13 protein-coding genes are annotated in these 12,469 nt (G+C 54.6%); 5 read left to right on the top strand and 8 right to left on the bottom strand.

Features of this window, described 5'->3' with window-relative positions; translation table 11 throughout:
- The first annotated feature begins 217 nt into the window (after window positions 1–217).
- The 4 genes from G516_RS0113950 (at window position 218) to G516_RS24015 (ending at window position 3,914) form a co-directional block, all read left to right on the top strand.
- Window positions 218–2,017 (top strand): hypothetical protein, encoded by a 1,800-nt coding sequence (locus G516_RS0113950; RefSeq protein ID WP_028294167.1) that lies wholly within the window; start codon window positions 218–220, stop codon window positions 2,015–2,017.
- 5 nt (window positions 2,018–2,022) lie between these two features.
- Entirely contained in the window at window positions 2,023–2,925 is a 903-nt protein-coding gene (locus G516_RS0113955; RefSeq protein WP_084645076.1) for a helix-turn-helix transcriptional regulator, read from the top strand.
- An 84-nt stretch (window positions 2,926–3,009) separates the two neighbouring features.
- Complete coding sequence (locus G516_RS0113960) at window positions 3,010–3,264, top strand: DUF2789 family protein (protein ID WP_028294169.1); 255 nt, start codon at window positions 3,010–3,012, stop codon at window positions 3,262–3,264.
- Window positions 3,265–3,401: 137 nt separating this feature from the next.
- Complete coding sequence (locus tag G516_RS24015) at window positions 3,402–3,914, top strand: hypothetical protein (protein ID WP_051219440.1); 513 nt, start codon at window positions 3,402–3,404, stop codon at window positions 3,912–3,914.
- A 125-nt stretch (window positions 3,915–4,039) separates the two neighbouring features.
- Here the strand turns inward: G516_RS24015 and G516_RS22605 are convergent, their stop codons facing one another.
- From G516_RS22605 to G516_RS0113980, 3 genes are all read right to left on the bottom strand, one after another.
- A complete protein-coding gene (locus G516_RS22605; protein ID WP_051219441.1) occupies window positions 4,040–4,651 on the bottom strand; it encodes a DUF3833 domain-containing protein in 612 nt (203 codons plus the stop codon).
- 133 nt (window positions 4,652–4,784) lie between these two features.
- A complete protein-coding gene (locus G516_RS0113975) occupies window positions 4,785–5,081 on the bottom strand; it encodes a hypothetical protein (RefSeq protein ID WP_051219442.1) in 297 nt (98 codons plus the stop codon).
- A gap of 107 nt (window positions 5,082–5,188) precedes the next feature.
- Entirely contained in the window at window positions 5,189–5,902 is a 714-nt protein-coding gene (locus tag G516_RS0113980) for a Bax inhibitor-1/YccA family protein (protein WP_084645077.1), read from the bottom strand.
- A 107-nt stretch (window positions 5,903–6,009) separates the two neighbouring features.
- Here G516_RS0113980 and nhaR point away from each other — a divergent pair, with 107 nt between their 5' ends.
- Window positions 6,010–7,020: a transcriptional activator NhaR gene (gene nhaR, locus G516_RS22610; protein ID WP_084645078.1), complete on the top strand. Its 1,011-nt coding sequence runs from the start codon at window positions 6,010–6,012 to the stop codon at window positions 7,018–7,020.
- A 27-nt stretch (window positions 7,021–7,047) separates the two neighbouring features.
- Here the strand turns inward: nhaR and G516_RS0113990 are convergent, their stop codons facing one another.
- From G516_RS0113990 to tgt, 5 genes are all read right to left on the bottom strand, one after another.
- Window positions 7,048–7,881 carry a 23S rRNA (adenine(2030)-N(6))-methyltransferase RlmJ gene (locus G516_RS0113990; protein ID WP_028294172.1) on the bottom strand — a complete coding sequence of 278 codons (834 nt, stop codon included), beginning with the start codon at window positions 7,879–7,881 and terminating at the stop codon, window positions 7,048–7,050.
- Between the two features lie 111 nt (window positions 7,882–7,992).
- On the bottom strand, window positions 7,993–8,907 hold the full coding sequence (gene secF, locus G516_RS0113995; protein ID WP_028294173.1) for a protein translocase subunit SecF: 915 nt from the start codon (window positions 8,905–8,907) through the stop codon (window positions 7,993–7,995).
- A complete protein-coding gene (secD, locus tag G516_RS0114000; RefSeq protein WP_028294174.1) occupies window positions 8,907–10,766 on the bottom strand; it encodes a protein translocase subunit SecD in 1,860 nt (619 codons plus the stop codon). Before secD ends, secF begins: the two co-directional genes overlap by 1 nt.
- A gap of 68 nt (window positions 10,767–10,834) precedes the next feature.
- On the bottom strand, window positions 10,835–11,194 hold the full coding sequence (gene yajC, locus G516_RS0114005; RefSeq protein WP_028294175.1) for a preprotein translocase subunit YajC: 360 nt from the start codon (window positions 11,192–11,194) through the stop codon (window positions 10,835–10,837).
- A 106-nt stretch (window positions 11,195–11,300) separates the two neighbouring features.
- Window positions 11,301–12,449, bottom strand: a complete 1,149-nt coding sequence (gene tgt / locus G516_RS0114010; RefSeq protein WP_028294176.1) for a tRNA guanosine(34) transglycosylase Tgt — start codon at window positions 12,447–12,449, stop codon at window positions 11,301–11,303.
- Window positions 12,450–12,469: the final 20 nt, after the last annotated feature.

Genomic DNA, 12,469 nt, shown 5'->3' on the forward strand with positions numbered 1-12,469 from the left:
TGCACCCGGCCCCTCTTTGACCCAAATCAACCGCCGTCCCGGCACCATTACGCATCTGCTGCCAAACTTGTGGCAGGTCAAGTTGGAACAAAGCGGACAAATCTTTACCCCTTCGCTGGCATGAAATTTTCTTGCTCAACCTCGCATGTTTCGGCCCTTCCACTAGACTTGTTACTGATTTGCAACTTGTTGTCACCAGAAAAGGAATGCCCTGCCAGTGAAGTTACTGACATCCGCCTTCAGTACCCGAGTCGGCCAACGCCTGCTGCTGTCTTTGCTGATCGCCAGTCTGACGATCACCATGACGACGCTGGCGTGGATACTGGCGCTCGACTACAACCAGGGGAAAACCAACGTCACCAACAATTTGTCGAGGCTCGAAGAAAGTTACCGCTCCAGCCTGGCCATCAGCCTCTGGAACTTTGATGAACAACAACTGATGGCCCAAATGCAGGGGTTTCTGAATTTTGAAGGCATTGAATACGTCGTGCTTCGCAGCAAGGACTTTGGCGACCTGGAGTCCGGTACGCCCCTGACGGAGCCCGACTTCGACTATCAGTTTGACCTCATTCACAGCAACGCCAGCCAATCGATTCATCTGGGCAAAATCGAGATTCAGGGCAGTTTTTCCCACGTCCGCCAAACCGTCCTGAAACACGGGGTGCAGCTGGCGGCGGTGCAACTGATCACCACTCTGGTTATTGCCATTGTGCTGATGCTGTTGATTCATTTGCACATTACCCGCCACCTGCAACATCTGGGTAACTGGGCCCGGTCGTTCTCCATTGCCCGACCGGATAACAAACCGTATTTACGGCGTAACCGGCGCAAGGCCCGCAAGGACGAACTCGATACCCTGGTGGAAGCCTTTGAGTGGATGCAACAAACCATCGTCAGCGATACCACACAGCAGGAAATCGCCACCCAGGCGCTGAGCTACACCCACGAGCAGCTCAACATGGCGATTGAAAACACCGAACTGGGTTACGGCAAATATCGCGTTAAAGAAGGCAAACTGGAGATCAACCGCAACTTCTGCCAACAACTGCGAATTACCCAGAGCGAGCTGGACCAGCTGGAAAACCCGCTGCACCGCATTCTCGAGCGCATACAGGGTGATCAGGCAGAAACCCAGCGGGAACGCATCTATCAGCTGCTGCAAGGCCGCGTACGGCGGGTAAGAGGCGACTTCCGCGTACTCAAGTTCAACGGTCAGGATGGCTATCTGGAAATCAGCTTCCATGCCTTCAGTTTTCACAACAACCAGCCTGAAGAAGTGATTATTTGCTGCTCCGACCGTACCTCGGAAATGAACGGCCGCATTCAACTGCAAGAACTGAGTGCTCGTATGGAAGCTTCGTTGCGCAGCCAGCGTGAGGATTTCCAGCACGAGCTGCTGGAAAAAACCAACAAACTGAACCGGGTTGAACGCGAACAGGCACGGGTCAGCCAACGGCTGGCTTCACTGCAGCACCGGCGCATTTTTGAAACCCTGGAAGCCTTACTAAACAGTGCCTCGGAAGCCGTTATCCAATGTCGTCAGTGCGACAACAACAGCCAGAATCAGGCCCATCAACTGACGCTCGCCCATCGGGCTCTGGCCTTGATCGCCTCGGCCGACCAACAACCGTTCGATCTGGTGCTGCACATTCGCAAACAGCTTGAGCAAGCGTTAGGCAATGAGCTGGTAAAAGTAAGAAGCCAGTTCCCAAGAACCCTGATCATCACCAGTAACGCCGCCGTCATCGACTACATTCTCGACCAATTGGTGGTGTACCCAGCCCAGCAGCTTGGCCTCAAAGCCGAGCAATTGTCCCTTGGACTGGAGCTACAGGATCAGCTGCTGATCATGCGATTAGCCTGGCAAGACGACAGCCATCATCTTGATACTCTGTTCCCATTCCCGTCACGGGAACTGTGCGCCGATTTGTCAGAAATGGAGCTTCGCGGTAATTTACAGTTTGAGGAGGCCAACGGCCTGCTTTCCGCTGTAATTACGATTGATCTGGATGGCTGAACAACATGCATTCCCGCGACCCAAGGGAAATTCACCGACTTATTCACCTGGTTATGCAAACCGGGCCGACCGAACCACGTGCCGCACTGCTGTGCCACTCGCTGCAGCAACAGCTGGCAGCCATTGATGCCGCCGCCATGGGTGGCATGCACGGCAGCCAACTCAGCCACACCGACAAGGAAAACCTGCACCTGATTTTGCAGGCCAGCCTGACCGATGCGGATTTGTTGTCGTGGTGGGGACGCTTCGCCCGATTGACACTGCCGGGCATCGACGTGCGCCTGCACATCGAAAAAAAGGATGCCTGCGTATCCATCCACTGCGAGCAACTGGGCGGCCTGCCTGATGCCCTTGCCCGGCCGTTGAATCAGTATCTGGTGGCATACACCGAAAGCCGCCTGACTCATGGGCTCATGGAGCTGGGTTTTCTGGATACCAACCGCCGGGTCAGTGCCAGCAGCGAGAATCGCTACCCGCTGCCAGGCAACCCGGAACGCAAAGGCTCAATTCCTGCCGTGCGTGCCCGCCAGCAGTGCCACAAGGCACTGGCTTTATTACCCGGTAGCGAACACGACCTCGGCGTAGCCATTTCCAACTGGATCGAAAAACAAGCTTTGGTGCCTTGCATCGACGACTGTGCCGAAGCGTTCAAAACCAGCGCCCGTACCCTGAATCGCAAACTGGCGATGATTGGTATCCGCTACAACGGCCTGCAAGAACAACATCGCAGCTTCCGCGCGTTGCAAGGCCTGCAAGAGCAGGAACGACCCATCTGGCAAATCGCCGAGGATTTGGGCTACGACAACCAGGCCAATTTTGGCCGCGCCTGCCGTCGCTGGTTTGGCCAGTCGCCCAAGGTTCTGAAAGAAATGCTTAACCCGCCGTTACAGCAAGAACTGCGCTGGTAGCCATAAGCAGTTATCGACAGAGCATGGAACAATGTCCCGGTTTGCGTATCTGATTTCCCGTTAGACTTTGATCAGGAGACAGTTATGCAAACCCAACACCACGATCTTGGACAGCTGTTTCAACAACTCGGCCTGCCCAGCGACGATTACTCCATAGAACATTTCATTGAAAGCCAAAAGCCCTTGGCCAGCACGACCCGGGTAACCGACCTGGATTGCTTTTCGCGGGCGCAGAAGTCGTTCTTGCTGGAATCCCTGATCGAAGACTCAGACTGGGCAGAAGCGGTCGACACACTGGATGCCCTGCTGCATCAACCTGCCGACATTCGTCCTTCCTGACCGTTTGGCCGCATCCCGTAGCAACGGGGTGCGGCCGTTCGCTCTGAAGCCACATTCTGCCTCGTACCTGAACAGCTTGAAAGCAAGCCGCAGGACGCTTACAGTCGCGACTCTTCTACACAGATACGAGGTTCGCTGTGGCCTACCCACATTTCATCGCCATTGATTCAAGCTCCTACGAAGAGGAAGCGCATCCGATTGCCATCGCCTGGTCTCTGGCCGATGGCCGAATCAAAACTACGCTGATTCAACCGGACGATGGCTGGGAAGACTGGGACTACGCACTGGAAGACATTCACGGCATCTCACAAGACACGCTTTACCAGCGTGGCGAGACCACCTGGGCCATCGTTCGGGAGCTGGAAAACGACCTTGATCAGACCTACCTGATGACCGAGGAAGAAGAACGCACAGAAATGCTGCTGGGAAAAATCTACGAGGCCTGTAACCGCGAACTGAGCCTGGAAGTGGGCGACTACTCGGAAGAGATTTCCGACCGTGAATCGATCAGCGAAGCCACTGACGCCCTTTTCCATCAGCAACTGGCCTGTGATGAACGGGTGCTGGTGATGCTGCAAACCTGGGCCCGCGAGCACGGCGAAAGCGTGGTGTTTGACGAGGAAGAGTCGGACGAAGAATCCGATAGCTAAGCCTAACAACGCTATCCTATCCGGAGCGAACGTCTTGGCAAGCTCTACAAACAAACATGCTGCCCGCAGGCAGCATGTTGAATCAGATCCGTCATAACCGAAAGTTCAGATCTCGAACAAGCCGATCACATCGACACACGCTCGATATTGGAAGGCTGCAGCCCGCCCGGTAAGCACATATCGGAATGGCCCGCCTTACGAATCGTCAGAATCACCCGACCAACCGTAAAACCAAACTTGCTCATGCGGGTTTCGTTAACGATGGTGCGGTTGTTTACCTGAAACATCCAGTCATCCATGTTCAGCTTGACGGTATCGCCCTCGCCCGTCTGGTAATGCAGAACGTACTCCATGTTCAAACTGTTGCCGGCAAACTGCATCCGGGTGGCTTCCGGCACATCGTTGGCCCGAGCCAGATAACTGCCTGTGCCATCCGGCACCAGAGTCCAGATACGCTTTTCGTAATCCCCTTCAACACGATCATTGAACTGGAACACCTCGTCCAGCGTACCGACGCCAGCACTGTCCCAGCTGGCATTGATACGAGCCGAGAAGTGGCGACTGACGCGGCCACGATAATCCTTAACGATGCCGTCCGCACACAGACGACCATCAAAAAATTGCTTCGGGTCCAACTCGGGAGTCATGTCCGAATAGTACTGAACACTGGTCGAGCTACAGCCCGTCAAAGCCAGAAGAACACCGCCCAACACAGCGGATTTGATAACACGTTTCATAATTCACCCTGAAACTGGCTTGTATGTGCATAGTGTATCGGATAACACTTGTACAAAACATATGCAGAAAGAAAAGCCACATGGCGTAGTGTGGAAAGAGTCTGTTTCCGGGCAAAGCCCCTGAATAACCGAATTAATCGTTTTGCCGGGTTCGCTTGATAAACCGGGCCTTGCACTCAAGGTCCACCAGCGAAAATATACTGTATTTGTAGTTTCCAATCTGGACGTAGCTGGCAACTTCCTTGTGCAGGCTGGGCCAATGTCGCTTGAACACCTTGGCCGGATAAAAAATCGTCGGATTGCCCCGGAAATAACTCTTTGCCAACGCATCCCCGGCGGCCTTGGCATCACGGTCACGGCACTCTGCCACGGCCGACACCGACCACATCTGCAACAACAGTACAGCGCACACGCCCGACAGTTTGCCCATAGTACGACCCCGAAATAACCCCTTTTCAGAGCCTAGAATAAAAAAGCCCCGATGACACGAGGCCATCGGGGCGATCTCTTCTTGAGCACAGAAGAAACAGAACGCGATTACTCGTCGCTACCCAGCACGCCAAAGATTTGCAGCAGGCTAACGAACAGGTTGTACAGAGACACATACAGCGACACGGTCGCCATGATGTAGTTGGTTTCGCCACCATGCAGGATGTTGCTGGTTTCGTAAGCGATCAAACCACTCATCAGGATCACGAACAGGGCAGACACCGCCAGACCCAGCGCTGGAATTTCAAAGAAGAAAGCACCCAGCGACAGCACGAAGGCGGTGATAATGCCGACCATCAGGGTTTTGCCCCAACCGGACAGGTCTTTACCAGTAGACAGTACCCAACCGGACATACCGAAGAAGATCAGGCCTGTTGTACCCAGAGCGTTCATGATGATGCCGCTACCACCCGGGATGCTGGCGTACATGGACAGAATCGGGCCCAGGGTGTAACCCATAAAACCGGTCAGTGCGAAAACTGACAGAATGCCCATCGCGCTGTCCTTGGTCTTGTGAACCGCAAACAGCAAACCAAAGTAACCCACCAGCGTCAGGATGAAACCCGGGTGCGGCAAGTTCATGGCCATGGAAACACCGGCTACTGCGGCACTGAACAACAGCGTCATGGACAGCAGCATGTAGGTATTGCGCAGAACCTTACGGCCGTCCGCCGTAATGGCACTGTTCTGTGGCTGCTCCAGCACAACAGAGTCAACACGACTCTCGGCAGGCTTGGAGTTCAGATAGTCTGGACGACTCATAGATATTCTCCTTAGGATTTGTTTTCCAATAGCTTGCTATTTTATGGAGCCGTCGTCGAAAATAATATTCGAATTAACTAACACCAATAGCTCGGTTTTTACGAAGTATGCGACGTCTTAACTACAAGCATTTGCAGTATTTTCACGCCGTTGCTGCGGAAGGCAGCGTCCAGGGTGCCGCTGAGCGCCTGAACGTTACGCCGCAGACCATCAGTGGCCAGCTAAAGTTGCTGGAAGACGACATGGGCGTCAATCTGTTTGTGAAATCCGGCCGCGGCCTGGAGTTGACCGACGCCGGCCACGTGGCGATGGATTATTGCAAACAGATCTTTCAGTTAGGCGACGAGCTGCAGGAAGTGATGAATCTGGGCATTACCGAGCGGCCAACGGAATTCCGGGTCGGCATTGTCGATGCCCTACCCAAGTCCATTGCCCACCGGCTGCTGCTACCGGCTCTCGACCTGCCCGGCCAGATGCGGGTGGTGTGCCACGAAGAGCAAATGTCTGTACTGCTTGGGGAATTGGCGGTTCACAGACTCGATCTGGTGTTGGCTGATAGCCCTATTCCGCCGGGTATGAACATTCGCTGCTTTAACCAACTGTTGGGACAAAGCCGACTGGCTTGCTTCGCCACCACCGACCTGATTGAGCGCCACGTAGCAAGCGAGGCTGATTCGAACACAGATACCGTCCAGCAACGCAGACCCTTCCCGCAATGCTTGACCGATGCGCCCGTGCTGCTGCCAACCGACACCGCCTCTGGCCTGAGAACCGATCTGCTGAGCTGGTTCAACCGCACTGGCATCACCCCAAGAATCACCGGCGAGTTTGACGATTCGGCGCTGTTAAAAGCCTTTGGCAGTCAGGGGCACGGGTTTTTCTTTGCCCCGGCAGTGATTGCCGATGAAATTTGCACTCGCAATACGGTGCAATGCATCGGCGTGGTAGACGAGCTGAGCCAGCAGTTTTACGCCATTTCCGCCGAGCGACGCATCCGCCATCAGGCGGTAAAAGCCATTACCGAGCAAACACCGCTTGCTGAAGCCACTCCCGAACCGGAAAGCAAAAAGGTAAAGAAAAAAGACAAGAGCAGCGACGAGGGCGAAGCAGACGGATAACCCACTACCGCCCTTTCTACAGCAGATTTACTCTTCGACCAGGGTTTCGCAGCGGAATTGGCCGCTGCTGCCGCCCAGATGCTGCGCCAATCGAGGCAGCACATCCTGCATTTTCTGCATCAGGGTAAACGGCGGATTCACCACCAGCATGCCTGACGAGGTCATACCACGGCCTTCTGTGTCTGACTGCAAGCCCAGTTCAAACATCTGGATATTGCGGATACCGGTTTTGCGGAACTGCCGCTCCATCTCATCAATGCGGTCACGATCCACCACCGGATACCAGATGGCGTAAGTTGCCGTTGCCATGCGTCGGTGCGCCTTTTCAACGGTTTCGACCACGGTCTGATAATCGGTTTTGATCTCGTAAGGCGGATCAATCAACACCAGGCCGCGACGAGCCTTGGTCGGTAGCAAGGCCACCAGCCCCTGAAAACCGTCTTCGTTACGCGCCTTGATGCGGCGCTCGCGATACGTCAGCTGCTCCAGACTGCCGAATTCCCGAGGATGCAGTTCAAACAGATAGCCTTGATCCTGCTCCCGCAGCATTTGCCAGCCGAACCACGGCGAACCCGGATAGGTGGTTTCCCCATGCTCTGCCCGCCCCTGTTCAACCAGCGCCAGATAGCTGGCCAATTCCGGCCATTGCTTGGCATCGAGTTTGGCAATACCGGTCAGGTATTCCCGGTTTTTGCCAGATTCTGCCGACTCCAGCTGATACATGCCCGCCGCCGAGTGGGTATCAATGTACACAAACGGCTTGTCCTTGCGATGCAGGTATTCAAGCACCTCAACCTGCACAAAGTGCTTCAGAACATCGGCAAAGTTGCCAGCGTGAAAGGAATGGAGATAACTCAGCATGAATACACTCTTTCAAAATAGGGGGCCGTCCGGATTAACCGAACGCCAAAAACAAACATGCCGCAAACCCAAGGGCTGCGGCATGTGATGATACGACCGTTGCCAAGGTGCTTACGGACGGTCGTCGATCTCTTCCTCAATCTCTGGCGGAATCAGATCCTCACGGGTCAGATTCAGCGCCATCAACAGGGTCGCGGCAACATAGATGGATGAGTAGGTACCAATCACAATACCCACGGTCAACGCCATGGCAAAGTTATGGATCAACTCACCGCCCACAAACAACAGCGCCAACAACACCAGAATGGTGGTGAAGGACGTCATCAGGGTACGGTCCAGCGTTTTGTTGATGGCATTGTTCATGATTTCCGCTGCATCACTGTGACGCATGGTACGGAAGTTCTCACGAATACGGTCAGCCACAACGATGGTGTCGTTAAGCGAGTAACCAATCACCGCCAGCAAGGCCGCCAATACGGTCAGGTCGAATTCCAACTGGAACAAGGAGAAGACGCCCAGCGTAATCAACACGTCGTGGAACAAGGCAGCAACCGAGCCCACTGAGAACTTGAACTGGAAACGCGCGGCAACGTAGATCATCACCACACCCAATGCCATCAGCAGCGCCAGGCCGCCCTGGTCACGCAGCTCTTCACCCACGTTGGCACCCACAAATTCGCTGCGCATCAGCGTCAGCTGGTTGCTGGCGTCAACTTGTTGCAGCACTTGCAGAACCTCATTGCCAAGGTCGGCACGGAAGGCTTCAGACATACGCATCAGGATGTCGGTTTCAGAACCAAAGGTCTGCACCGTGACGTCCTTGTAGCCTGCGGCTTCCAGCGCAGATGAAATCTGCTCAACTGGCTGGGCTTTTTCGTATTGAACTTCCAGCAGCGTACCGCCGGTGAAGTCGAGGCCCAGGTTCAGCCCTTGTACAGACAGGGAAATTATCGAAGCCAGCAACAATGCGCCAGAAAACAGCAGCGCAAAGTGGCGATACTTCATAAAGTCGAAGGTAAATTTCATCAGACGTTACCTCCGATGGACAGGGTTTGCAGGCGGCGACCACCGTAAATCCAGTTGGTCAGCGCACGGGTCAACATGATCGCAGTGAACATGGAGGTGATGATGCCGAACGACAGGGTAACGGCGAAGCCTTTCACCGGACCAGTACCGACCGCAAACAGAATCACCGCCACAATCAGCGTGGTCAGGTTGGCATCCAGAATGGTGGTAAAGGCGCGGTTGTAACCTTCGTGAATGGCTTGCTGTGGTGAGCGACCCGCACGCAATTCCTCACGAATACGCGAGAAAATCAGCACGTTGGCATCCACCGCCATACCGACGGTCAGAACAATACCGGCGATGCCCGGCAGCGTCAGCGTAGCGCCAACGATACTCATCAGGGCAATCAGTACCACGATATTGGCAATCAGCGCCACGTTGGCGATCAGGCCGAACACACGGTAGTAAACGGTCATCAGCACCAGTACCAGCGCCAGACCCAGAATCACCGAATTGGTACCTTGCTGAATGTTCTCTTTACCCAGGCTTGGGCCAACAGTACGTTCTTCAACAAAGTACATCGGCGCTGCCAGCGCACCAGCGCGCAGCAACAGGGCCAGTTCGGACGCTTCAGCAGATTCCAGACCGGTAATACGGAACGAGGAACCCAGCTGGCTCTGAATGGTGGCCAGCGAGATGATGGACTTCTCCACCACCTGAATGGTTTTTGGCTGTTCAACGCCGTCTACCATTTCATAAATGGTCTTCGGCTTACGCTCAACGAACAATACCGCCATACGACGCTTGATCGCCTTACGGGTTACCTGCGCCATGATGGCACCGCCCTTGGAATCGAGGTCGATGTTCACCTGTGGCATGCCGTTTTCATCAAACGACGGCTGAGCGTTGGTCACGCTGTCACCAGTGGTGATCACGGTTTTTTGCAGACGCGCAGTGCGGAACTCGTCACTGCGGAACGGGTATTCTTCAGTGGTAATGCGAGAAGCACCTGGCTCGGCTTCCAGACGGAATTCCAGGTTGGCTGCCTTGCCCAGAATCTTCTTGGCTTCGGCCGTGTCTTGTACGCCCGGCAGTTCAACCACGATGCGGTTGCGGCCCTGACGCTGCACCAGCGGCTCGGCAACACCCAGCTCATTCACCCGGTTACGCAGGGTGGTCAGGTTTTGCTTCAGCGCATAGTCTTCCAGTTCCTTGATTTTCTGTTCAGTCACAGACAAACGCACCAGATAACGGTCGTTTTCATCAAGGTCTTCACGCAGGAATTCCGGGTATTCACGAGACAGGAAAGAGTCGGCCTCGTCGCGTACCGCAGCATCCACAAAGTGAACGTCAATGTGGTTGCCTTCAACCACCACACGACGGTACTTGATGCCTTCTTCACGCAGGCGGGTACGCAGCTCTTCGCGGTAGTTCTTGATGCGACCAGCCATGTAATCTTCCATGTCCACTTCCATCAGGAAGTGCACACCGCCGCTCAGGTCGAGACCCAGTGTCATCGGGCCTGCGCCCATCGACAACAGCCAGTCCGGCGTCGTCGGCGCCAGGTTAAGTGCAACAATGTAATCGTCACCCAACTCGCGTTGTACCAGATCCTTGGCCGCCAGCTGATGCTCGGAAGAGGTCAAACGTACCAGCGCAGTACTACCGTTGACTTCGTCTGCCAGTACATCGATGCCGTTTTGCTGAAGGATTTCGTTTACGTTGCTGACAACGCTCTGGGACATTTCCGCGCCAGCTTGCGCTGGAGTCACCTGAATGGCGGGATCGGGTGGATACAGATTCGGCGCTGCATAAACAGCCGCCAATGCCAATACAAACAGTATCAGCAGGTTTTTCCATAGGGGATATTTGTTGAGCATAACCTGCCCTTGTGAATACTCGGATCAGACACAGCCGTAACCCGTGTTGCGGCTGTGGTGGAAGGGAATTAACCCAGAACGTCCTTGATGGTGCCTTTTGGCAGCACCATGGTTACTGCAATTTTCTGCACTGGCAGTTCGATGCCATTGCCTACTTCCAGAACAACGAAGTCTTCAGAAACCTTGGTAACACGACCCAGCATACCGCCAGCCATGACCACTTCATCACCCTTGTTCAGGTTGCCGATCAGTTCCTTGTGCTCTTTCTGACGCTTGGACTGTGGACGCCACAGCAGGAAGTAGAAGATCAACAGGAAACCACCCAGGAAGACCAGCTGACCCATGGCACCCATTGGGCTTTCACCAGCACCTTCAGCCAGCGCAGCGCTGGATACAGACATCGCGATCAGAGCGAACAAAGCTTTCATCTAGTTATTTCTCCAAAAACATCCCGGCTACCCTATCACGGGCACACGACACTTATTTTACGCCGCCGCATCAACGACGACGTTATGAAACTGTGGCCAAGCCTGATCAAACGTTCTGCTCAGGGCTTTCTGGCGCATCCAAAGGTGGCGTTGTTCTGCCACGCTTGGCATAAAAGTCATCTACAAAGCTCGCAAATGTACCTTCTTCCAGAGAACGGCGCAAACCAGCCATGAGGGTCTGGTAGTAGTGCAAATTGTGAATGCTGTTCAAGGTTGCACCCAGAATTTCCCTACATTTATCAAGGTGATACAGGTATGCACGGCTGTAGGTGCGACAGGTGTAGCAGTCACATTCCGCATCAATTGGCCCGGTATCGTTACGGTTTGCGGCGTTGCGGATTTTCAGTACACCGGTGGACGTAAACAGATGACCGTTACGGGCATTACGGGTTGGCATCACGCAATCGAACATGTCGACACCGCGACGAACGCCTTCAACCAGGTCTTCCGGTTTGCCAACACCCATCAGATAACGAGGTTTGTCTTGCGGCATTTTCGGCGTGGTGTGAGACAGAATGCGCAGCATGTCCGGCTTTGGTTCACCGACACTCAAACCGCCGATGGCGTAGCCATCAAAGCCGATATCGGTCAGGCCTTGCAGTGATTCGTCACGCAGGTCTTCGTACATACCGCCCTGAATAATGCCAAACAGCGCCGACGGATTATCGCCATGCGCGGCCTTGGAACGCTCCGCCCAACGCAACGACATCCGCATGGAATCCGCAGCTTCTTTTTCAGTGGCCGGGTACGGCGTGCACTCGTCGAAAATCATCACAATGTCAGAGCCCAGATCACGCTGAACCTGCATTGAGCTTTCCGGCGTCATCAGCACCTTGTCGCCATTCACCGGCGACTGAAAGGTCACCCCTTCTTCGGTGATTTTGCGCATATCCCCCAGGCTGAACACCTGAAAACCGCCGGAGTCGGTCAGAATGGGTTTGTTCCAGCCGATGAAGTCGTGCAAATCGCCGTGCTGTTTGATCACTTCCGTGCCCGGACGCAGCATCAGGTGAAACGTGTTACCAAGAATGATGTCGGCACCCAGCTCTTCAACCTGATCCGGGTTCAGACCCTTCACCGAGCCATAAGTGCCCACCGGCATAAACGCCGGAGTCTGGATATCGCCGCGTGGAAAGGAAATTTTACCGCGACGGGCATGGCTGCTGTCGTCGCTGGTCATCAGCTCGAAGCTCATCATGCATTGGCGGGCAGATA

Origin of the sequence: Oceanobacter kriegii DSM 6294, from assembly GCF_000422845.1 — a bacterium.
Lineage (GTDB): Bacteria > Pseudomonadota > Gammaproteobacteria > Pseudomonadales > Oceanobacteraceae > Oceanobacter > Oceanobacter kriegii.